Raw genomic sequence first — 20,871 nt, forward strand, 5'->3', positions numbered from 1 at the left:
TTTATCAAAACGATAAGCTTTTCCTCCAATCGACCAGCTTCCATCAGCAAGATATCTCCCATTTCCCTCATCATACCACCAACCGTTTTCATCTTGTTTCCAATCAGCTCTTGCTTGGTTAGATGTGGGAATTATAATTGATGATAACAATGCAGTACTTAGCAAAACTTTTGCAGTAATCTTAACTACTTTTTTCATTTTTATTTCCTCCTTAAATTTTATTTTATACGCATTAACAGTATCATATTTTACCTACTAAATCAAGTGAAATAAAAAATACCCCCTATCTAAATGATAAGGGGTGTGAATAAAAATGAATAAAAATAAAGTAATTACATTATACTACATATCTTTGGAATTGACAAGGAATATTAATCTCTATATCTCCATTCACCATATTCTTTACCAGTTTCAAGCTCCTTACTTGCAACATAACGTCTTTCTCCACTGTGCGAGATGTAAGATAACCATTCGTAACCATTAGCGTAGCAATATTCCATATAATTAAATTCTTCACCATTTTCGTAAGTTGCTACTACTTCACTATCTAACGATGGAGCTGAACGCACATTTAACTTATCAACAGTTACCTTGAATGTTCTAGCTTTATCTAATGCTTGTAAATCGGTATTAGCTGGGTTATTAGCCGGTGTGTCGTTCACTGGGAAGTAGAACCACCCAACAATGCCACTAAAGTCACGATTTCTATATCGGGCAGGACCGCCTACATATAAACTATCAGCCTTACCATCAACATTTTGTTCAATGGTACTCATTGTATACCCGTCACTATCAGCAATTACTAATCCTGTGTGCCCGTAAGAATGACCAGCAATATAAGTGGTATCCATAACAAACACCGCCCCCGCACGTGGCTTAGAATTGACATCTCCTACCACATTATATTCAACTGTATAACCTAATGATTTAGCACTATTTAATAAATCTATTGCATTACCTCTTAATGCTTTACCAAAGAATAATACACTTAAGTAATTCGGTAAATCGACACATTGAGTGCCATATGCTCCGTCTTGATCTACCCCTATTCCTAAATTTGCTATTCTTTTTGCTTCATTTACTATATCTATTGTTTTAACCATTTATTTATCCTCCATTTTTTCATAATAAAAAGACCAAGAATAATCTCAGTCTAACCACTTAATATTTTTAATTTTAGTTTGTCTATAACTTTTATAAATTGCTTGTCCTCTACCTTCATGTAATGTAGTAGGTACAAAAACATTTTTATAAATTTTTCTCAATCCGAATACTATATATTTATCCTCATTTTCTTTATAAAATACAACAGATAATTTCATAGTATTTTTATTTAAATCTTTGGCTAATATGCAATAATTATATTTTTTATCAATAAAAATTTCCGATATAAAATTATAATTATTGATCCTATTAACTACTTCATTAAAGTTCTTATATTTTCTATACTTATTTAAATCTAATTCATTTTTCTCTAAAAATTCTTTAGTTTTGCTAGCGTTAATATTTTCAAGTTTATGAATTCCAAATAAATGATGTAAATCTAAAATATTGAATTTGACTATAAATTCATTTAATTTTTTATAATTCGTTTCTATCATACAAGAATTATTATGAAATTTCTTTTTATAATCATCATACAATTTTTTTAAATCAACATTATCCATTTTCTCTCCATAAAACAAAATTAAGCACGGATTAGAAAAGACTCTAACCAGGTCTTACGATTAGTCGAATTGTTGGTTGACTAACTCCTCTTTGTGCTTCTTAGGCTTATCTCCAAGGAACAGTTCTTAAGCTCTGCCAAGCAGTGTAATGTGCTTCTATTACACTTTCGTATCACTACGAATTTTAACGTTAAAACGAGACTGAAAGGAGGTGAATAGTTTCCTTTTTATCTCTGAATTTATTTTAATACAAATTCTACTTTTTGTCAAACACTATAAACAACTGTTCAAAGTGTGTTAATTATTTTTAACTTCTCTTATCCCTTTATGAATTTGATGTAGTCCAGTTGCACTTAAGCCACTAACAATACCTGTCACGATATTATGTCCTGAATATCCCTCTAATATGCAAATTAAAACTGCCCCTACAACTGCTAATATTGCAGGAATATAATTGTTAGGTATTTTAGGGAAGCTAGTCTTAATGCTGTTTCCTATCAGTAAACAAAGTGCCATTATTGCTGGACTTAAAAATTGTTGTAATTCTGTCATTTATTCCTCCTTGTTTTCTATTAAATCTTTTAATTTAGTAAGTCTTTTTAATATTCCTTTTGGGAAAGGAACTCCTAATACTGTTAAATTCTCGATAACTGAAATTAAATAGCTATATATAAGATATAAAACTATAGTTGTTGCCACAGATTTAAATCCAATTGCCGTTAGAATTGGAAATGATATTATGATAAACATAATAATAGCTGTGTGTTTAAGAATCCCTTTCCTGCTTAGTGTTGAGTTGACCTCATGAGTAACCCAAGACTTTGCAATCCCAGATAATATATCAAATATTATTAACGCCATAACAATATATAAAATTGCAATATTAAAGAATTCCCTAAGATGTATTACTAAATCCGAAAATCTTAATTCTATTAATGCCATTTAAATTATCTCCGTTCTAAATTTAAAAGGGGCATTTTACCCCTTATTACTATGCCGCCACAGCTAAGTGACCTAATCCCATTAATTCTAATTGCGCTTTAACGCCAGGGTGAAATATAGGGTGAACATTCTTAAATTCCCATCTTCCCGCTGCAATATTAATTGCGAATAACATTTCCATCATTATCCTCACCCCCTTCCATTGTTTCTTTAGTTTGTTTATCATTTTCTTTCTCCAATTCTTTACTAGGAGTTGTTGCCATAGGGGTTAATTCACCTTTAGCCGCTAGCTGATTTAATAGATTCATTACTACCGCTTGAGTGGTTTCTGACTCACTTTTAATCTTTTTAATAGTATCTCGCCCATCTTGGATTACTTTATCTATTTCAGCGAATTTCTCATTCTCCGCCCTATTAGGATAGGTTTCTTGATAAAACTGCTCTAACGCTAAATTTACAAGCTCTATATCTGAATAATTGCTGCAATCTTTAGGCACTGTAACATTTATTACATTGCTAGAATCATCTGATACAATTTGAATTTTGGTAGATACTATCTTACTCTCAAAATAAGTTGGGATTTGCCAACTAAATTTAAATTTTGACATCTTTATTGTCCTCCTTAGATTCAACCTCATTTAACGTCTTCAAAATTTTATTAAAATTATCATTAACCTCAATTAACTCTCGTTTTTGCCATTCGATTAATACTTGGGATATTATCCCAGTCATTTCTACGGCAGATAATCCATAATCTCTAGCCGTAATTTCTGTAAATTTAGTAATATCACTTTTTGCATTTAATACCCTAACTGCTGTAGGCATTGTTGTTTTGTTTGTCATTATATCGCTCCTTACACAACTTCTACTAATATTCCTCTCCTAAATTTGAGAGTTAAACCGCTAACTTTTACATTGGTATTTTCACCTTTTAATCCTCCTGAATCGCCTTGGACTCCTTTGACGGTAACATCGTCGCCAATATGCAAGCCATTTTCACACACTAATTTTCTACCTGCAACTAATTTGTTTTTATTTTCGTTACCATCATTATCATTGCTGATGTAGTTGAAACTTAAAATCGGGCTTTCGTAAGATTTACCCCATTCCTCTACTTCTTCAAACCAACCTATCCGACCATTCATTTTTACCAAAAAATTCATTCCTGAATAAAAATCTGCTTGAGCACCCCATGACACAGGCTTGTAATATCCTCTTATTCCACCAGAAAACTGACCGTTTGTATCATAAAAATTTGTCCCGGTATAATCTAACCTCAACCTTCTTTTATCTTCGTTTTTAGTACCCTCATATATCGTTAAACTCTCATCTTCGAATTGGAAATATTTAGAATAATTATTCCACGCTATTCTTACTGATTCAGAATTTTGACGTATGATCGTTCCTACTTCACTTTTTGAAACTAAATCTGTTTTAAAAAGATTAGTCTTGTCGCCTTTTAGAATATATATATCCTTGAATTTTACATTCTTAGCACTACCAAAGTTATCCATATAAATTCTTGATAAATCATAATCAGGCTTAATTTTTACTATAGTTTTTTTACGATTGGCAACGAATATCTGATATTGAGTTAAATTACTTAGAATATCATCGCCGCTATAATCATCTAATCTTTTTACCTGTAGCATTTTTGGAAACATAACTTTACTATTCTCAAAATCACAATTAAACGCCATTGTGTAAACTTCCCCGGCTTTTATATTTTCAGTTAAGTTGAATGTTATATCGCTAGTTCCGCTTTGCGATTTAAAAAGATTAAAAGGTAATAATTCGTTTTCTGTAGTTTTCTTAACAATAGATGTTATTTCACTATTAGTTTGAGATATTTTCGAATATAAATCTGTAATTGATTTTTTACGAATTTCATCATTACCCTCTAATATTTTAGTTCGCTGTGAAATAGTTGATACAAAGTTATTTAAGGTACTTTCAAATTGTTTGCTTTTCGTAACCACTTCTTCAATAACAGTAGGATCTGTAGAATTATTCAATCGTGCTTCTGCCGTCGCTTTTAGGTAATTATACTCTACTTCAAATAGGGTATATAAACTTTTCCCAGTTTGATTTTTACCGTCCAAAATTTCTAATATAACATCACCATTTTTATATTTTATATCTTTGCCATTTTCTCCTAATTCAGGAATAGAAATTTTAACGCCCTCTTTTACTACTTCACCGTCATAATACACTTTTAAATGAATTTTAACATTTTTAGTAACACTATTTTGATATTCTCCTGAATACCACGCTGTAGCGGTCAGAGAATGTCCTTTAAGGTCTTCTAATGATGGCAGCCAAGAATTAGGCACTTCTTCGCCATATCCAAGATAAGGCTCGGCGACTTTAAAATGACCGTTTTTCGTGGCGTAAACATAAAACCAATTTTTTCTTTCAAAATTGAAATCATTTTCAACAATAAAACTAAATTCCTTAACAATCCATTGATTTTTAACAGTCCCATTACTTAAATTGAAAGTCTTAAAGGTTTTATCCTTATTATGATTTTTTAGTGATAATATAATATCAGAATCTAAATTCACATCATCAAATATATAAATCGGCAATCGTATTACAACTTTATCTCCTTTTTTGAAAGATGATATGCTACTTTGCATATCAAATCCTTTCCACTTAAATTCTGTTAATCCTGATATGCTAACATCAATAGAATTGTGACCGTTGTAGTCATTTTCTATAAGTTTTAAGTTGGCATTATTAACATTTCTAGCCGCAGCAAAATTTGGAAAGTGAGTATTTGATATAAGATTGTAATTTGGCACTACACCGTCTTTTCCTTGTAAGTCTTCATAAGCAGGACACCACGGAGTTGCAATATTACCCTGTTCTATTTTAGGGGCAGTCACAATAATAGGATCTCCACTCGCTAAATAAATATATGATATGCTGTAAATTCCCTCTTTTGTTGCTTCTGATGTGAAAGATACTAATTGCCAACCGTCTTGTGTTAACGTTGAAAATCCTACTCCGCTAGAAGTATCTAACGCACTCCAATAAGTTTGGATTTGCACACGTTGACCTTTTTTTCCTTTCACCCACCAACTAACCGTCCATTTGCCTTTTGTAAGCTGAAATTCGTCTTGTGTTACTCCGCCGTCAGTTGATAATATTTTAAATCCTTTCTTTATTGTTGGGATAGGAGAATCAGGAATATCAACGACTTCTATATTACCTTTACCACTTTTTCTAAATGTTCCGTCTTTCCATTTTCCTGATGCTAACGAAAGATTTCCAGATCCTCTCACAAAGTTTCTATTGATTGAAGATCCATCTTTACCCGGATCTCCTTTATCTCCTTTGAGTTCGGATTTTTTCTCCTTTATAATTTTGGCAGTTTCTTCTTGAGTAATTTGACGAATCCCATCTTCACTAATTACTAAATCATTAACTAGTTTTTTTGTTTCGTCTTTAGTTAAAAAGTCTTTTCTAATATTACTCTGAATTCTATCACGTATTTTTGTGAAAATATTTTGAGTTGTTACATCTCCCTCTTCAAATTCTTGCCTAAAAGTTTCATCGCTGATAATTTCTTTAATGAACGCCTTGTCAATTATTGCATTTTTTATTGTTGCATAATCTAAATGGGCTTGAATTGCCTTAATCATTTCTGCTTCTGTTATTATAGTTTTTAAACGACCTATTTCAGCTTCAACAGCATCTAAAATTTTAGTTTTAACTATTTGAGGAATAGTAGAATCAGCTTCGAACAGCGCTTTTTTAACTTCTAAAGCACCTTTTGATTGTTCTTCTAAAATCTTCATCTTTTCTTCAAGCTCAGCTTTATCTAATTTTAGAAGTTTTTTTAAATTTTCTTGGATTTTAAAAGCGTCAACTTTAGTTTCTACTTTTTCCGTAACAGCATCATCAATCATACTTGCTAGAGCAGCCCCTAACCCTTGTTGAATTTTGCCAAAACCAATAGTTTTTAGTTTTTTACTCATTGGTGAAAAAGTATATTTTGTTATCTTTTTTTTTTACATCAAGATTAAACTTTTCATGAAAAATGGTAACTGTATCAAATATCTTAACAGGAACATCAGGCTTGCCAACAACATCTATTTCAATACTTTCCTCAATAACATCACAAAGTGTAGTTTTAAAGTAATTCACACCGTATTTAGTTAAGGTTGTGCTATCAATCACATCTTGGTCATTAACTTCTAAATTCCCTTCATAAATATTTTTATATTTATTTATCAAAGGACTATCTACCATTACTTTTATTACTTTATCTTCTTCCCCCTTATTTTGAGATGTGATTGTTTTAGTAAAGTGAATACGAGTTCGTAAGTCTTTTATAGATTTCTTTTGTTGGTAAGATTTTAAATTTTTTTTGTACATGAAAAGAGCTTCCTTTTCAGTACCTCCATTACTTAATAATTTAATATCGTATTTATCACGAATTAAATCACCACCCCATTCTCCAAGAATAGAGTGCTTGTCTTTAAATAATGCTGTTGCTACAGTTACATTTTTTAAATTAATACTGTGCATTGCTGCAATATCAGATGAAAAAGTAAATTTATGTTCTCGAATAATACTGCTAACAAGCCCTCTCATTACTCTATCACCACTGGCATTATTTACACTTAACTCACCAATAGAATAATTATTTAATAAAGTAGCAACTTGATTAGCATAGACAGTAATATAAGCGTGATGTTTTTCAATTTCGAAAATGATAAATTCTTGCTCTCCATGTAAGTCATCAGCTAAAAGCAAGGTTTCTTCAACTAAACTCCCCCATAAATGATTATTTGTCGGGAATTTAAAACTTAACTGATACGTACTATTTTTTTCTTGAACAATGATATCTTCATAAGCTAAATTAAGCGGTATATTTCCGTTTTTTAAATAAATCAAATTCGCCACCTCCAATTACCGTATATTTTTACACTTGCTACATTTCCACTAGTAGAAACTCCATTTAATCCTGGTTGAATTTCAAAAAAACCACCCTTTGTGCGAATAGAATTTTTAACGTTATTATTTTTATCATAAATATTCTGTCTTCGATGTCTACAATCAATACGAGCTTTAGTATCCAAATTTAAAGCCATAGTTTGCTTACCTATCGTTAAGCTAATTTCTCCGTTACCTTCGATTTCAATAATCGGTTCGCTAAAAACATCTCCTAAATTATTGATTGTCCCACTTTTGGATAAAGTAGTTACCCCTACATCAACCGAATATCTAAATGGATCAAATATTAATTTAATATCAACAGACCAACGATATTGACCGTGTTTAGAATAAGTAATTTCTTCTAACTCTGCATGAAATTTAGAATTGGGTAGATAATCAAATTCTATTTCGTTTTCATTATCATTAAACAAATTCGTTAAATAAACTATTTTTTCGTATGTAGATACAGAAAATTTAAGCGTGCGATCTTGACTTTCATATGCCTCATCGTATACAACGTAGTCGCCATTAGCTCCATATACTGTTGTATTTTCTGAAACGCGACGTTTAGCGGTGCGAATAACACCTGCATCTGTCAGTATATAATCGGGAAATTGTAAAGTAGTACCATTAATTTTAATCACTCTTAAATTCCCTCCCTTCTAACAAAAGTCATTTGTCTATCATATGAATTTTTAGCCAACCTCTCACCATCTAAATACGTGCTTACATCTTTATCTGCTATTTTTTGTAGTAAATCTTGTACATCTGTTAATGCATTAATTACATCATCATTTTTATCACTAAATGAAAAATCAGCAGTAGCCATATAATCCATATCCAAATCTTTTATTATATTACTACCAACTTCAATATCAGTAATTTCACTAGTAAAACCTTTATTAATTTCTCCAGCTATACTACTAACTGTACTCTTAACAGCTTTAAACTTGTCAATAAGTCCTTCATCAAGACCTTTCATAATAGCAATACCTGCAGGAATGAGTAATTTTCTATCATACTCAATCGGACCTTTATGGTCTCTTATCCAATCCCCAATTTTACCAACAAAACTTTTTACATCCTCCCAAATATTTTTTAAGCCATTTAAGAACCCTCTCATGATAGATTTCCCTATATCAAAAAGATTAATATCCCAAAGTTTATTAAAAAATTTTTTAACTCTATCAACCGTTTCGCTAACACTTATTTTCAAATCTTCCCAAGCTCGTTTTGCGCCACCCACAAGATTATTTACGGTATTGACAACTGAATTCTTAATGCTATTCCAAGTATTTACCGCAATATTTTTTACCCCATTAATAAGTGTGCTAAAGAAAGTTTTGAAGCCTTCCCACAGTGTTTTTATTCCGTTAACTAGCCCAGTTACTAATGTTACTATAAAAGTTTTAATTGCTGTCCAAACTGTTACCGCTATTGTTTTAATACCTCCCCAAACTATTTGAATGGCATTTTTAATACCCTCCCAAATAAGTTGTAAATCCTCTTTTAATTTAGTAAAGTTTCCTGTAACTAAGTCAATTATGATAAGAGCTGCACCTAATACAATACTTTTGATAAATTCCCATGCGCCTTGAAAAATCATTTTAATACCTTCCCAAATAGTATTAATAGTCTCTTTTAAAACGCTCCATGCTTGCGTAAATATCACTATAAAAGGTTGAACAACTGCCATAACTGTCTGTGTAATCATATTCCACGCTGTAATTGCTACTGTTGAAATACCAGTCCATAAATTAGAGAAAAACTCCGATATACCTTGCCATGCTTGTTTTATCCAATCAACGAAACCTTGCCATATTGCTTTTCCAATTTCAGTTTGAGTGAAAAACCACGTTAAAGCTGCAACTACAGCAGTAATAGCAACAATAACGCCAGTAATCGGATTAACTAATAAAGTTGCGTTGAATAACATCATTGCAGCTCTTGCTGTAGCTATTACTCCTCTTACAACAGTTATGCCAACTTGGAAAGCAGCCATTGTATTCTTAGCTATAGTTAATGCAGTGGTAAAACCAGTTATCGCAAGTTTTATACTGTCTACCACCTTTAAAGCTATGAATCCAGTTAATAACCCATACAACGCTCCTTTGACTAAAGATGTAGCTGTTTCATTTTCTCTTAAAAATGTAGTAAAGTCTTTAATCCATCCCGTTACAGTTTTCACAACACCGCTTAAAACTTCAAATGTTGTACTTAATCCACTAACACTACTTTCAGTACTATTGATGCCTAGTAAATCCCCAATAAATTCACCAACAATTGTTCCTACATTCTTTATAGCTTCCCAAATATTTTGGAATGCAGTACGGATATTGTCGGCTATATTTACAATGGTATTTGCTGTACCTTCATCTATTCCTAAGCTACTCATCAAGTCAACACTTTCTTGTTTTGACATTGCACCTGTAAGCACATCTATAAATGATTCTACCGCTACCGTTACTTGACCTAAATATTCTTGAATTTTTGATACTACTTCACCACCTAATATCCCTTTCAGTTGTCCTGCAAGTCCGGAAAACGCACCTATTAACAAAGTAGGTAAACCTTTTAAAATATTACCTACCATGGGTAAAAAATTACCTACTAAAAAAATGGTTGTTGTACTTGCTAACGCTTCTAGCGAAGGTCTTATATCTTGCCCTAATGATAATTTACCTAATAAGTTAGTAAATGCTGCTTTCATCGCAAAAAATGAACCTTGTAGAGTAGACGATGCTTCTTTAGCAGTCGTTCCTGTAATGCCTAACTCTTTTTGAATTACGTGAATAGCTTCGTATACATCCGATAGATTGTTAATATCATACTTAACGCCAGTTAACTTTTGCGCATCAGCTAACAAACGTTGCATTTCTTGTTTAGTACCACCATAACCTAATTTCAAGTTATCTAACATCGTATAATTTTGCTTAGCAAAACCTTGATAAGCGTTCTGAATTAACTCCATAGATGTCCCCATTTTATTAGAATTATCAGCCATATCAATCATCGCCATATTTGCTATTTTAGCGGCTTTAGCAGTATCTCCTCCTAATGATTGAAGCAAACTAGCGCTAAAACCTGTTACATTTTCCATGTAAGCATTAGCTGACAATCCAGCCGTTTTATACGCTTCATTAGCGTATTGTTTTACCGTATCAGCATTTTTCTTAAATAATGTTTCAATCCCACCTAACGATTGTTGAAGTTTTCCACCTTCCATTAATGAAGTTGCGAATAATTTTCCAATACCTGCAGCAAGAATCACGCTTTTTATTTTAGATACCAAAGTATTCCCCGCTTGTTGCCCGGCACTATTTACTTCTCCAGATATTTCTTTAGATATCATACCTGAAATTCCTCTAGCTGACGGCATAATTTGAACATACGCTTTTCCTAAATTAGTTGCCATATTATCCTCCTTCCTTCAATATTCTATTTTTCATCTTTTCAAACTCCTCGCTAGTATCAAATATCAGTACTTCTTTTTCCTTAACTGATTTATTTATACTATCAATAAGCAACTTAGGTTGATTTCTACCTTTTTGTCCATCTTTTGTTTTAAACCAAACTAATAAAGTTAATCTATCCACGATAGACGCTAATAAAATAGTATCTAACTTCACTTTTTGTTTAGACATTTTCAACTTAATACGTGAATCATCACTTAATCCTTTACAAAAAATAGCCACCAGAAATGGTGGCATATCTTTATAATTATAAATGTGATAATATTCAGCTAAATCACAAATGACAGCCTCTTTATCGGTAGCTAGCATACTAGCAAGGATTATTAGTTTTTTAATCTAGCTTGAGCTTGAAAAATATCTTGTAGTTCTTCAGATATTTTATCGCTACTTACAATTCCGTCTTCATCTCTTACATGATCTTTTAATTTTTCTGTTGCTTCTTTCCCTAATAAAAGTTTTAAAACTCTAGGCAAAAGCAATGGATTACTTTCTAAATCACCTAATACTTCTATAAGTTCATAGTTATTCAAGTTCTTTTCCGGGATAGAATACGCAAATCCCGATTTAGTCACACCTGTTAATTTATTCATTGATTATAACTCCTTACTAGCTTTTTTTATGTACTCATAGTGAGTATTCCCTTTTGAATCTGGAAACGCATTTAAAGTAGTTTCATACCCAACCATTTCAGAATCAGTATAAGAAATTTCTCCAACTTCTCCAACTTTACCATTAGGAATTACAATACGTTTTAAAATACCGCCTTTTAACACCATTTCAATTACTACTGAATGTTGTTCTAATTCCTTAGTATTAGCTTTAATTGTAATACCTGTACTAACATCTCCAGTAACATTATCTTTACCGTAAATTTCTTTTAAAACATCAATATTTAATGATTCTATTAATGTATATGTGAAAGTATCTGTTTTTTCTGTTTGAACAGTATCAACAATATCTCCGCCCCACGCTTTTATATTATCAGTACTAGCTGTGTTTTCGTTAACCAGTCCATCTTCTGAAATATATCCTAACGCTTTAAAATCAGCGTGTAATGTTGTAGTAGCGTCTTCAGGAAGTGCTGTCCCCAAAGGTGCTGAATAAATAGCGCCACCAATCTTTGGTTTTGCTGAAGTTACATTATTTACATCTGCCATGTTTTATCTCCTTTTAATAATAATAAATATCAAACACTGCTTGATAACGATAATTTTTAGTTTCTGTATCGGTATAATTATAATCACTATTTAAACTAACCCTAGAAACTTCATCTACAGTTATCAAATCATACATTAGATTTTTAATTTTTTCGTTTAATTTTGCTGCTTCGTATAATGACTCAGCGTAACTTTGAATAGCTATTGTTGATGAATTTAAAAAATTGTCTCTATTTCCACTGGTCTTTTCTAATAAAATATATCGTTTAGGTAAGTTGCTTTGATATTCAAACACAACTGGAATTTCTAAAACTTCGGAAAGATATTTTTTAACAATAATTTCAATCATTTAGCGTAATGCCTTTAACAATGTATTATTTTTATTGTTATCACGAGCAGCTTTACGAGTTTTAGTTTTAACACTCACATTTGCCCTATTTTTACCAACAAAAACATTAGTTTCATATCCTTGTCCTGCTTTTTCTTGAACAGTCTTAGCTTTCTCTTTCAAAATTTCAATCATTTCTTGACTTCTCATGAGTTCAGCTACACCACGACTATTCAAAACAAATTTTCTACTCAAATCGTTCTACCATAACTTTCTTATTCCAATCTAACGGTATCATAGCCTCAATACCTTCTTGAGGAATACCGATGGTTCTCCACTTTTTACCAAAAAATAGAACTTCTCTATTTTCCCAAGCGTTAACATCTCCTTTTGGTATACCAATCGTGTATTCAGCTTTTTTCCCAGTTAGATTTACGGAATTAGTAATATCATCTGTAGAAGCAGGAGCAACCAATACATTTTTAACAATTATTTCTTTGTCTTCAAAAATGGGATGTCCAAAAGCGTCAACTCCATTTTGTATTTTGTTAATCAAAATTATATTTATACCTTTAAGTAACGTCATAAAAATCAATTACTCCGTATCTTTGTTTCTTAAATCCTAAACGTTTTAGTTCACTATCTTTTATAAAAAGACCGCCACCAGGGACTAAATAAGAACCCGAAACAGAATAACCAAGAGCTGACTCAGCAAACTGAGTCATTGGCTCTTGATTAGTAGAAGTCATAAGAGTTCGAGCTACAATATCAATAACAACCGACTTAACAAGATAAGAATAACTTTCATCATCTTTTACCAATAAATCTAAATTCTTATTAACCTTTCTAGCTTCCACTCTTAACACATGAGATACCATGCTTAAAAGTTCTTTAGCACGCACCCTCTCATGCTCTTCAACTCTTCTCCATAAAATTTCTAAATCATCAACATTAGCGAACGGTTCAAGTGTAGTCATTTTACACCTCTATTCTTCGGTAGAATCTACCTCTTTACTTTTTGTTTTTTCCCTAGGTTCTTCTGTAGGTTCTTCTTTAACCCCTACAAACTCCCAATCACCAGACAGTTCACTTTCTACCAATACAACTGCTCCAGTAACTTTATCTTTATAGATATTAGTCATACACTACCTCCTATGCTTGTTTAACACGAGCAAATGATTTTTCATCAAGGATACCCCAACCAATGAACGCTTCAGCACGTAATAATATTTCGTTGTACGCCTTTAAGTCTCGACCTGCACCATCTGGATCACCATATTCTATGATTTCCATAGGAATATTTTCCGCATAACCCCATTTAAACATATTTTTGAAATCCCCTACAATAGCGTGGTCTGTTTCAGCAGTTCCACCAGTTACCGTTAAAGTCTTATTGATATCTAAGTCCATATTTGCAAAATTAGTTGGGCGTTGACCAAATCTAAATTCCGGATATAAGTGAATACCTTGTTGTGGATTTTTTATTTTAGACATAGCTTGCCCTGCTACAGGTGACATTGCAATACCAGTTACTTCATTGCCGTTAACTACAATAGTATTTACGGCATCTTCTAAGTTTTCATCAATTTTATCAGCTGCATAAGTTACTACGTTACTAGTTATTACTCCATCAAATGAGTTAGTAGCTTTAAAACTAGCGTCTGTTAACGTTTTAGGTTCTAAACCATGAATAGCTGCAATATCAAAAGCTTCTGCCATTTTTTTAGCGAAACCATCTGCATAATGTTTTAAAAAATCTAATTGTTTTTCTTCAGATGCATATTTGAACTCATCTGTAATACGAGCTTGATAAACAAATTTTAAAGGTTTGATAATTTTAGAAGTTACAGTAGCACTTCCTGCTCCTTTTTGTTCACCCTCTCCAACTATTTGAGCATTGCCGTCTAAATTGAAAATAAATTGTTCAGTTCCATTAAATGGAATAGGTGTTTGAGTAGACAAATTAGCAAGAGTCGAATGCCCTTTTACTTTACTCATTATTTCTTTAACTAATTCTGGACTAAATAAAGTCCCTTTTTTTAATGCGTTTGTTGACATATTTTAAATTCTCCTTTTTATTTTAAATTTCTAACCACATCTCTCCAAGCTGAGTCTACACCTTGTTCTACTTGTGGTTCAGTGGTAGCTAAAGGCTGTGAATAATTTTTCACTGTTACTAATGATGCTAGACGTTCAGCATCTTCATTTAAACTTTCTTCATCGTCCCCTCGTAATCTATCAGCCAAATCAAATGGCAAGCCATTTTTTATAGCTATTTGCTGTTTAAGATTTTTTGTTTGATAGCTATTAATATTCTTTTCTAATTCTGCAATCTTATTAAGATTAACGCTATCATTTTCTTTATGTTGATCTATAGTTTGTTTTAAGTTTAAATTTTCCGTCTCTAAATCTTGAATTTTTTCAACTAAATTATCATAATCTGAATACTTAACTTTCTCACGCTCTAATCTTTGTTTAATAATAGCGTTTAATTGTTCTTGAGTTTCAATCGGTCTAAATTCTGTCATTTTTATTTCTCCTTTTTTCCGGATTTCCCGTCCGTTCGGTAATTTAAGCTACTAATAGCTTATCCTTTGTTTCTTCTTAGGCTTAATCGAATGACAAGCCCAATGTGCAAGCAATGCACTATCCAATAACGAAATATCCATATCATCAAACTGTGATTTATATCCAAAACCACCATTGCTACCTATATTACGTTTTTCACAATTAGTAGCAACCTTTCTTAGAGAAGGTTGACCATTATGGCAAATAGTTTTTTGATAAATTCCTTGTTCAAAAATTGAATTAGCTGTAATAATCTCTTTAACTGTAGGTAAGATGATGTTTTTAACTCTATAATCTTTCAACTCTTCTTCAAGCATTTTTTGACCGCTAGCACCATCAATTACAATAGTACCAACATCAGCTGATTTTATAAAATTAATAAGCCACATATTTCCATTTCTCAAACTTTGACAATCAATAGTTTCAATAAAAATACGTTCATCATCAGTTTTAACAGCAATACTCATGCTAACATTAGCACCATCATTACCGTATTTAATTCCAACAGATAACTTACCCTTAAAAGTAGTTTTATCTATTAATTTTAAACCATCCCACTCTTTTTCACTGATAACAGATTTTTGAGAAAACGACGGCCAAAAACCAAGCCGTTGGACATTGTGGTCAAGCTTATCTTCGCCAAGCTCAGCTTCAATTTTTCTTTCCGTCAAATGATACCCTAAAGATGGATTAGAATTATACCAAGCGTCTATATCGCCTATTTCTTTTTCGGAATCAACAGACCATTCAGCCCAACCAGAATATTTACTCTTACCAAACAAACAAGCTTCTCTATATTTAGTAAAAACAGTACCTATAGAAACTGGTGTCGGAGGAGTCCCACACATTACCGTCATAGGATTCTTACTGTCAGTTACCGTATATTTCAAGGCCGATTCTTGTTCAATAGTATATTCTTGAGCTTCGTCTATAATCATAAGGTCAAAACCTTCGCCAAGCCCACCGTTTTTAGTACGAGTTCTGAATTGAACCACACCCCCAGAAGAATATAACTCTATTCTCTCCTGCCCTTTAGCACGGATAGAATTAAAATCCTCTCCATCAACATATCCCATCTTTTCAAGATACTTTTTTACCTTTTCAAAAGATGAATGAGATGTACTGATTCTATGTGCGGTATGTAGAATATTAATACCTTGATGTAAAGACCATATTTCCAAAATATAAACTATCTCAGTCTTACCATTACGACGTGGCAAAGAATAACCAAACTTTTGATGAGTCCAAAGTCCCTCATCATCAGTTGCCATAATTGCCTTTAGCAAATTTAATTGCCACTCGTAAACTTCTAGTTTAGTTCGCTTATATAAATCTACAGCCTCTTGATAGCGACTTTCGTTATAGTCTAATATTACCGATTGTGAAGGAGTTTGAATACCAAACTTTGTCATTTAGTGTCTCCTTTCCAATCTACCCAGTTTAACGTCATATGGTAGGACAAAATTTGACTTTTATTAGTTTTTGTAATATAATAAAAATAGATGAAAGAGATATTGGACGTCCTCCCCCCATTTTATTTTGGAGGATGGATCAATATCTCTTTTAATTATTTCTTAGAAACAATATCTTCGATAACGTTGTCTTTTATTAAAATTATATTTTCAACCCACTTTCTGTGTGGATTTTTATATAACCTGTTTAATCTGTGATCTATTTCTTTCCTAGATAGTCCAGATTTTGTATAATCTAGCACAAAGTTACTCGCTTGCTTTTTACCACCTTTTATCGCAGTGTCTATATTATTTCTCCCTATGCTAATTATCTCTTTTAAATCATAGTTAACATTATTTATAGTGAAATCAGAAGTAGGTATATTTTCAGGATAATATACTTTAGGATTTAGAAATATTTCTACTCCAAATTTATTAGCTATAATTTCCGCTACTTCTTTTTCTTTGATACTATAATCTAAAAAAACAGTTTTTTTGTCGACAAAATATTTAGTTCCATTATATTCCCAAAATTTAGCAACACTGACTTTAGGTTCTTTGTAGTTTTTTAACCACTTAGATTTTATACTTGCATATGCTAATTCTTTTGTGCCTTCTTTTGTTTCATACTTTATTTTCTTAGTATGAACATCTTGTCTGATACCTTTTTTAGGAATGTATTCAACGGTACAACGGCAATTTTGATGCCGTCTATACACATCTTTAGGGACATCAGGATACCTATATGTACCTACTAAATTTTTACACCATTTGCAACATTTACCCGTTTCTTTTCTAATAATTTTTGGACTCATCCCGGATTTAAAATGAAATTCAGCATTTTTTCTAACCATATCATCAACAACAGATTGACTAAAATTGACGATAGGAGAACCTAACAGCCATTTGGACTTTTCAAAATCCCCCTCTGTTAACCTATTTACTAATCCATCTATTCTGCTTTGATTCACCTTGGGGATTTGAGCCCCTAACCCTATATTAGCTTGTCTATTCAAAATATCTTGAACTAATCTACCACGTTCAGTAATAAACCTATGATTTTCTTTTAACCTATCATTAAGTATTTCTTCGATTGAATTTCCTGGATTTTCATTAATATGTATATTAAAAGCAGTAGTAAGAATTTCTCCTAATACTACTGCATATTCGTTCACATCTTCATAAGATTTAGCTTTAATATTTACCTTTTTTAAACGTTTTTCGAACGTCTGTGTAATACGCTCCAACAACTCATTATTCATCGACCTGCTCCAAAACTGATGTTTTATTAAGCATACCTTCTGCTTCTTGCTTACTCATTCCAGTAGATGTTAGTAACAAAATGCCATTTTCTTTAGATAAAACACCTTTTTGATAATTACTTAACAATGATGTGATTTCATACGTTGAGATAATTCTATTTTGTTGTTTATCATCTGATTTAGTAGTTTTCTGTTCGGTTTCTTCTATTTTTGGCTTAGCATTCATATTACCTTTAATTCCTGTTAAATCACGAATTACGTTACTGTCAATGTATCCTGGTAATGCTTGATTAAGTTTAATGACACCATCACCAATCAAAGTAAGCATATTAGCATCAGCCTCGAATAACGGCTCCCATTTAGGCACAGTATCTATAAAACGACCACGATTATATCTGAAATCATCACGCAAACAGCACGCAACATAAGCAACATTCAAAAGACCACTTCCTAAAGACCTTTGAGCTTTTTTACCTGCTAATCTTAAATTTTCGTGACTAGCTTTAATAGCTTCAACAGACGATGGATTATCAGAGACAAAACCTAAATCATCTAATGTCAATCCTGTTTCTCCTGCAAATAAAGCTGCGGCAGTTCTCAACTGTTCTGTAAACGGTGACATCGACGGAGTAGTGAATTGACCAAGTGTTGGTTTATCTCCATCGGAATTTGCTGAAATTTGAAGCATACTAGAAACTGTAGCTTTCCAACTTTCTAATGGTTCAGCTTCTGGATCCATTCCCAAAATGTATTTTTGAGGAAACGAATAGAATTCAGCTGTTACATCAGCACGTTCTAACGTTCTTTTTGCTAGTTTCTGATAATACATACCTGAACGTGTTATTCTAGACCTACCAAAAGGGCGTACACTATCTGGAGCATGAATAACAGGTACTAGTAACGGAATACCCGCCGTATTCTTAACTACTGTTTGTTCGCTAGTTTTTAAATTTATAATGATGGTTTCATTTTCAGTGAAATAGGCTTCTAATATTGCTTTTCCGCTATCGTCTCTTTTTAAGACCGCATATCCCTCTGTTAACAATCCAGTTATAGGATCTAATATCCCAGTCGCATTACTTGCCTCAATAACTTGTAATCTAGGTTCATCATTTCCAACTTTAGAAATGTATACAAAACTACATGAAGCGATTAAAGAAGATAGGATAACACTATCAAAAAATATATCTGGATTATTTTGTTTGAAAATTTTATTTACGTTAAAATCATCGTTTTCAAATTCTCTAAAAACTAATCTATCCGCTAAGCTGTCAACTGTCTTCGCACACCACCCTAATACCGAACGATATTGATATCTCAATTCATTAGGAATGGTAATCCCGTATTGTTCGTCAGTGTGCTTCATGGCATACTGCTTATATCTTAAATTTACACGTGGATAAGTAATTGCTAACTTTTTACGCAAGTAATTTATACCTTTATATTCCAATAAAATCACTCCTTTCTAAACTCTTTATTTTCGCACGAGAAAAAATGTACAGTGACGGCGTGAAGATCAGCCGAAGCTGAGGGGAGGGAGTTATGCCCCATAAACCTTGATAAATCAACATTTAAAATTAATTTTTGTTTGAAACCTTGATAAATTAGGCTTTTTAATCAAAAAATACTATTTTTTCGCTTTTTGTTCTATTTTTTTCTTACTTTCCTTTATATTTTACCCAATTCATAGTTTGTGGTAAATTTCTGTTACCTATAACATCAGCTTTCTTGTTGGTGCTAATGTTAAATAACTTATCAGCTTTCTCTCTATTACAGTGAAAGTGTGCCAATTGTAAGTTATCTAAATCTGATGGATGTCCGCCTTTTGCCACTGGTATTATATGATCTATTACCGGACTTAATGGGTCTGGGTATTTTATAGATTTATCTACTGGTTTGCCACAAATTCCACAATAGTTTTGTGTCTTTAACAACCGTTTCTTATTCTTATCAAAGGCTACACGGTGTGTCCCGGTCTTATCTGCTCTCACGGTATTTCTCCACATCCACCCCCTATTTTTAGTACCCCGGTATATATTCAATGGTGGGGGGGTAAAATAAAAAGACAATCTCTCGACTGTCTTAAGTTAAATAAAAATAAAATTAAGAAGGTATACTGTGAATTTTTAAGTTCTACCTAAAATGTCCACATTACCATTATAACACATAAAAAAGGTCAAAAAGGTCAAACTTTTATTTTTCATTAAGTTTTTTTACTAATTCATCTAATATTTTATTGACAATGTATTTCATTTTAGTTCTGCTCATAAAATTCTTATTTGCTATCTGCTGATTTTTTAGCCTATCAAAAAATTTTTGCTTAATGATCCTTTCTTCCTCATAATTTAAACTTTTAAAAACCGATTCAATGCATCGTAATATATGTTTTTTCCGCTGATAATCTTTATTATCAATTTTTTTAATAAGATTACGTTCATTTTCTCTCCCGGTTTTTTGAGTTGAAATTTCACTTTTATTTCCCTGTTGAAATTCGTAAAGCAAAAACATTTCACATTCTAATTTCAAAATTTTATACGTTTTAAGGTATTCTCTAGCGTCTTCTCTTGTATACATCTATTTTTCTCCTAAAACCTCCAATATCTCATCACCGAATAAATCAATACATTCTAGTGCTATTTCTTCCGACTTAAAGTAAGGGAGTTTTGATAATTTATTATACCAGCAAGTATAGTTAGTTTCTAGGACATTAACACACGCGTCTATATAAAATTTCTTTTTTAGGTTATTATTCCAATCAGGCTGCCAACCTCCGTTTTTTTCTTCCGCCCACTGTTTTATTTTGAATAATAACTGACGTTCTTTAGCAAAACGTTCAGCTTCCTCTTTAGTTTTGAAAACTATACCTTGTAGATAGAAACTATCCCGTGCATAACTGTCAATTACTATTTCGTAGACCTCTCCTTTATCGCAAACGTAGTACCACCCTTTTAAAATTTCTGGTATTTCCACCTCAAAATGTTTCTTTTCTTCCTCCATCTCGAATTCGTTAAACTTCTTAGCTAATTCATCAAATTGTCTTTTTAGTTCATTGTATTCTTCTCTAGTTAGTTTCATT

General features: G+C 32.1%; 28 protein-coding genes. All 28 read right to left on the bottom strand.

Annotation, left to right across the window (positions count from 1 at the left end; genetic code table 11):
• A partial coding sequence (locus HMPREF1983_RS06780) for a hypothetical protein (protein WP_021753569.1) occupies positions 1–198 on the bottom strand: 198 nt, incomplete at its 3' end.
• Between the two features lie 173 nt (positions 199–371).
• Entirely contained in the window at positions 372–1,103 is a 732-nt protein-coding gene (locus tag HMPREF1983_RS06785; protein WP_021753570.1) for a CHAP domain-containing protein, read from the bottom strand.
• A 45-nt stretch (positions 1,104–1,148) separates the two neighbouring features.
• Complete coding sequence (locus HMPREF1983_RS06790; RefSeq protein ID WP_021753571.1) at positions 1,149–1,667, bottom strand: PBECR4 domain-containing protein; 519 nt, start codon at positions 1,665–1,667, stop codon at positions 1,149–1,151.
• A 297-nt stretch (positions 1,668–1,964) separates the two neighbouring features.
• A complete protein-coding gene (locus HMPREF1983_RS06795) occupies positions 1,965–2,219 on the bottom strand; it encodes a phage holin family protein (protein ID WP_021753572.1) in 255 nt (84 codons plus the stop codon).
• On the bottom strand, positions 2,220–2,609 hold the full coding sequence (locus HMPREF1983_RS06800; protein WP_021753573.1) for a phage holin family protein: 390 nt from the start codon (positions 2,607–2,609) through the stop codon (positions 2,220–2,222).
• Between the two features lie 49 nt (positions 2,610–2,658).
• On the bottom strand, positions 2,659–2,793 hold the full coding sequence (locus HMPREF1983_RS08005; protein ID WP_281170873.1) for a CD1375 family protein: 135 nt from the start codon (positions 2,791–2,793) through the stop codon (positions 2,659–2,661).
• On the bottom strand, positions 2,768–3,217 hold the full coding sequence (locus HMPREF1983_RS07585) for a DUF1366 domain-containing protein (RefSeq protein WP_021753575.1): 450 nt from the start codon (positions 3,215–3,217) through the stop codon (positions 2,768–2,770). The genes HMPREF1983_RS08005 and HMPREF1983_RS07585 overlap by 26 nt, the downstream gene beginning before the upstream one ends.
• Positions 3,204–3,452, bottom strand: a complete 249-nt coding sequence (locus HMPREF1983_RS06810) for a hypothetical protein (RefSeq protein WP_021753576.1) — start codon at positions 3,450–3,452, stop codon at positions 3,204–3,206. The genes HMPREF1983_RS07585 and HMPREF1983_RS06810 overlap by 14 nt, the downstream gene beginning before the upstream one ends.
• An 11-nt stretch (positions 3,453–3,463) precedes the next feature.
• The gene (locus tag HMPREF1983_RS07590) at positions 3,464–6,592 is read right to left on the bottom strand and encodes a hypothetical protein (RefSeq protein WP_021753577.1); all 3,129 of its coding nucleotides are present in this window, start codon (positions 6,590–6,592) and stop codon (positions 3,464–3,466) included.
• The gene (locus tag HMPREF1983_RS06815; RefSeq protein WP_021753578.1) at positions 6,585–7,514 is read right to left on the bottom strand and encodes a phage tail spike protein; all 930 of its coding nucleotides are present in this window, start codon (positions 7,512–7,514) and stop codon (positions 6,585–6,587) included. The genes HMPREF1983_RS07590 and HMPREF1983_RS06815 overlap by 8 nt, the downstream gene beginning before the upstream one ends.
• Positions 7,511–8,200 (bottom strand): phage tail domain-containing protein, encoded by a 690-nt coding sequence (locus HMPREF1983_RS06820; RefSeq protein ID WP_021753579.1) that lies wholly within the window; start codon positions 8,198–8,200, stop codon positions 7,511–7,513. The genes HMPREF1983_RS06815 and HMPREF1983_RS06820 overlap by 4 nt, the downstream gene beginning before the upstream one ends.
• Before the next feature lie 2 nt (positions 8,201–8,202).
• Positions 8,203–10,971 (bottom strand): phage tail protein, encoded by a 2,769-nt coding sequence (locus HMPREF1983_RS06825; RefSeq protein WP_021753580.1) that lies wholly within the window; start codon positions 10,969–10,971, stop codon positions 8,203–8,205.
• Position 10,972: 1 nt separating this feature from the next.
• Entirely contained in the window at positions 10,973–11,338 is a 366-nt protein-coding gene (locus tag HMPREF1983_RS06830) for a DUF5361 domain-containing protein (protein ID WP_021753581.1), read from the bottom strand.
• Positions 11,339–11,352: 14 nt separating this feature from the next.
• On the bottom strand, positions 11,353–11,619 hold the full coding sequence (locus HMPREF1983_RS06835; protein ID WP_021753582.1) for a hypothetical protein: 267 nt from the start codon (positions 11,617–11,619) through the stop codon (positions 11,353–11,355).
• A 3-nt stretch (positions 11,620–11,622) separates the two neighbouring features.
• Positions 11,623–12,186, bottom strand: coding sequence for a phage tail tube protein (locus tag HMPREF1983_RS06840; protein ID WP_021753583.1), 564 nt, complete (start codon positions 12,184–12,186; stop codon positions 11,623–11,625).
• Between the two features lie 13 nt (positions 12,187–12,199).
• Positions 12,200–12,535 (bottom strand): hypothetical protein, encoded by a 336-nt coding sequence (locus HMPREF1983_RS06845; protein ID WP_021753584.1) that lies wholly within the window; start codon positions 12,533–12,535, stop codon positions 12,200–12,202.
• The gene (locus HMPREF1983_RS06850; protein WP_021753585.1) at positions 12,536–12,769 is read right to left on the bottom strand and encodes a hypothetical protein; all 234 of its coding nucleotides are present in this window, start codon (positions 12,767–12,769) and stop codon (positions 12,536–12,538) included. It lies immediately after the preceding gene.
• A complete protein-coding gene (locus HMPREF1983_RS06855; protein WP_021753586.1) occupies positions 12,762–13,100 on the bottom strand; it encodes a hypothetical protein in 339 nt (112 codons plus the stop codon). The genes HMPREF1983_RS06850 and HMPREF1983_RS06855 overlap by 8 nt, the downstream gene beginning before the upstream one ends.
• The gene (locus HMPREF1983_RS06860) at positions 13,087–13,491 is read right to left on the bottom strand and encodes a phage Gp19/Gp15/Gp42 family protein (protein WP_021753587.1); all 405 of its coding nucleotides are present in this window, start codon (positions 13,489–13,491) and stop codon (positions 13,087–13,089) included. Before HMPREF1983_RS06860 ends, HMPREF1983_RS06855 begins: the two co-directional genes overlap by 14 nt.
• Positions 13,492–13,500: 9 nt before the next feature.
• On the bottom strand, positions 13,501–13,656 hold the full coding sequence (locus tag HMPREF1983_RS07850; protein ID WP_021753588.1) for a hypothetical protein: 156 nt from the start codon (positions 13,654–13,656) through the stop codon (positions 13,501–13,503).
• A gap of 10 nt (positions 13,657–13,666) precedes the next feature.
• Positions 13,667–14,572, bottom strand: a complete 906-nt coding sequence (locus HMPREF1983_RS06865) for a phage major capsid family protein (protein ID WP_021753589.1) — start codon at positions 14,570–14,572, stop codon at positions 13,667–13,669.
• A 17-nt stretch (positions 14,573–14,589) separates the two neighbouring features.
• A complete protein-coding gene (locus HMPREF1983_RS06870; protein WP_021753590.1) occupies positions 14,590–15,042 on the bottom strand; it encodes a hypothetical protein in 453 nt (150 codons plus the stop codon).
• Between the two features lie 51 nt (positions 15,043–15,093).
• Entirely contained in the window at positions 15,094–16,494 is a 1,401-nt protein-coding gene (locus HMPREF1983_RS06875) for a terminase large subunit (protein WP_021753591.1), read from the bottom strand.
• Between the two features lie 155 nt (positions 16,495–16,649).
• A complete protein-coding gene (locus HMPREF1983_RS07595; RefSeq protein ID WP_021753592.1) occupies positions 16,650–17,795 on the bottom strand; it encodes a CdiA C-terminal domain-containing protein in 1,146 nt (381 codons plus the stop codon).
• Entirely contained in the window at positions 17,788–19,245 is a 1,458-nt protein-coding gene (locus HMPREF1983_RS06885; RefSeq protein WP_040461267.1) for a phage portal protein, read from the bottom strand. Before HMPREF1983_RS06885 ends, HMPREF1983_RS07595 begins: the two co-directional genes overlap by 8 nt.
• Positions 19,246–19,453: 208 nt before the next feature.
• The gene (locus HMPREF1983_RS06890) at positions 19,454–19,801 is read right to left on the bottom strand and encodes an HNH endonuclease (protein WP_021753594.1); all 348 of its coding nucleotides are present in this window, start codon (positions 19,799–19,801) and stop codon (positions 19,454–19,456) included.
• A 187-nt stretch (positions 19,802–19,988) separates the two neighbouring features.
• Positions 19,989–20,369: a hypothetical protein gene (locus HMPREF1983_RS06895; protein WP_021753595.1), complete on the bottom strand. Its 381-nt coding sequence runs from the start codon at positions 20,367–20,369 to the stop codon at positions 19,989–19,991.
• The gene (locus HMPREF1983_RS06900; protein WP_021753596.1) at positions 20,370–20,870 is read right to left on the bottom strand and encodes an early set domain-containing protein; all 501 of its coding nucleotides are present in this window, start codon (positions 20,868–20,870) and stop codon (positions 20,370–20,372) included. It lies immediately after the preceding gene.
• Between the last annotated feature and the right edge of the window lies 1 nt (position 20,871).

The organism is Gemella bergeri ATCC 700627 (genome assembly GCF_000469465.1).
In the GTDB taxonomy this organism is placed as follows: Bacteria; Bacillota; Bacilli; order Staphylococcales; family Gemellaceae; genus Gemella; species Gemella bergeri.

Excerpts from the sequence above, each read along its gene's own strand:
- HMPREF1983_RS06785 (WP_021753570.1), bottom strand. The coding sequence starts at position 1,103 with ATGGTTAAAACAATAGATATAGTAAATGAAGCAAAAAGAATAGCAAAT.
- HMPREF1983_RS06790 (WP_021753571.1), bottom strand. The coding sequence starts at position 1,667 with ATGGATAATGTTGATTTAAAAAAATTGTATGATGATTATAAAAAGAAA.
- HMPREF1983_RS06795 (WP_021753572.1), bottom strand. The coding sequence starts at position 2,219 with ATGACAGAATTACAACAATTTTTAAGTCCAGCAATAATGGCACTTTGT.
- HMPREF1983_RS06800 (WP_021753573.1), bottom strand. The coding sequence starts at position 2,609 with ATGGCATTAATAGAATTAAGATTTTCGGATTTAGTAATACATCTTAGG.
- HMPREF1983_RS08005 (WP_281170873.1), bottom strand. The coding sequence starts at position 2,793 with ATGATGGAAATGTTATTCGCAATTAATATTGCAGCGGGAAGATGGGAA.
- HMPREF1983_RS07585 (WP_021753575.1), bottom strand. The coding sequence starts at position 3,217 with ATGTCAAAATTTAAATTTAGTTGGCAAATCCCAACTTATTTTGAGAGT.
- HMPREF1983_RS06810 (WP_021753576.1), bottom strand. The coding sequence starts at position 3,452 with ATGACAAACAAAACAACAATGCCTACAGCAGTTAGGGTATTAAATGCA.
- HMPREF1983_RS07590 (WP_021753577.1), bottom strand. The coding sequence starts at position 6,592 with ATGAGTAAAAAACTAAAAACTATTGGTTTTGGCAAAATTCAACAAGGG.
- HMPREF1983_RS06825 (WP_021753580.1), bottom strand. The coding sequence starts at position 10,971 with ATGGCAACTAATTTAGGAAAAGCGTATGTTCAAATTATGCCGTCAGCT.
- HMPREF1983_RS06830 (WP_021753581.1), bottom strand. The coding sequence starts at position 11,338 with ATGCTAGCTACCGATAAAGAGGCTGTCATTTGTGATTTAGCTGAATAT.
- HMPREF1983_RS06835 (WP_021753582.1), bottom strand. The coding sequence starts at position 11,619 with ATGAATAAATTAACAGGTGTGACTAAATCGGGATTTGCGTATTCTATC.
- HMPREF1983_RS06840 (WP_021753583.1), bottom strand. The coding sequence starts at position 12,186 with ATGGCAGATGTAAATAATGTAACTTCAGCAAAACCAAAGATTGGTGGC.
- HMPREF1983_RS06845 (WP_021753584.1), bottom strand. The coding sequence starts at position 12,535 with ATGATTGAAATTATTGTTAAAAAATATCTTTCCGAAGTTTTAGAAATT.
- HMPREF1983_RS06855 (WP_021753586.1), bottom strand. The coding sequence starts at position 13,100 with ATGACGTTACTTAAAGGTATAAATATAATTTTGATTAACAAAATACAA.
- HMPREF1983_RS06860 (WP_021753587.1), bottom strand. The coding sequence starts at position 13,491 with ATGACTACACTTGAACCGTTCGCTAATGTTGATGATTTAGAAATTTTA.
- HMPREF1983_RS07850 (WP_021753588.1), bottom strand. The coding sequence starts at position 13,656 with ATGACTAATATCTATAAAGATAAAGTTACTGGAGCAGTTGTATTGGTA.
- HMPREF1983_RS06865 (WP_021753589.1), bottom strand. The coding sequence starts at position 14,572 with ATGTCAACAAACGCATTAAAAAAAGGGACTTTATTTAGTCCAGAATTA.
- HMPREF1983_RS06870 (WP_021753590.1), bottom strand. The coding sequence starts at position 15,042 with ATGACAGAATTTAGACCGATTGAAACTCAAGAACAATTAAACGCTATT.
- HMPREF1983_RS06875 (WP_021753591.1), bottom strand. The coding sequence starts at position 16,494 with ATGACAAAGTTTGGTATTCAAACTCCTTCACAATCGGTAATATTAGAC.
- HMPREF1983_RS07595 (WP_021753592.1), bottom strand. The coding sequence starts at position 17,795 with ATGAATAATGAGTTGTTGGAGCGTATTACACAGACGTTCGAAAAACGT.
- HMPREF1983_RS06890 (WP_021753594.1), bottom strand. The coding sequence starts at position 19,801 with ATGTGGAGAAATACCGTGAGAGCAGATAAGACCGGGACACACCGTGTA.
- HMPREF1983_RS06895 (WP_021753595.1), bottom strand. The coding sequence starts at position 20,369 with ATGTATACAAGAGAAGACGCTAGAGAATACCTTAAAACGTATAAAATT.
- HMPREF1983_RS06900 (WP_021753596.1), bottom strand. The coding sequence starts at position 20,870 with ATGAAACTAACTAGAGAAGAATACAATGAACTAAAAAGACAATTTGAT.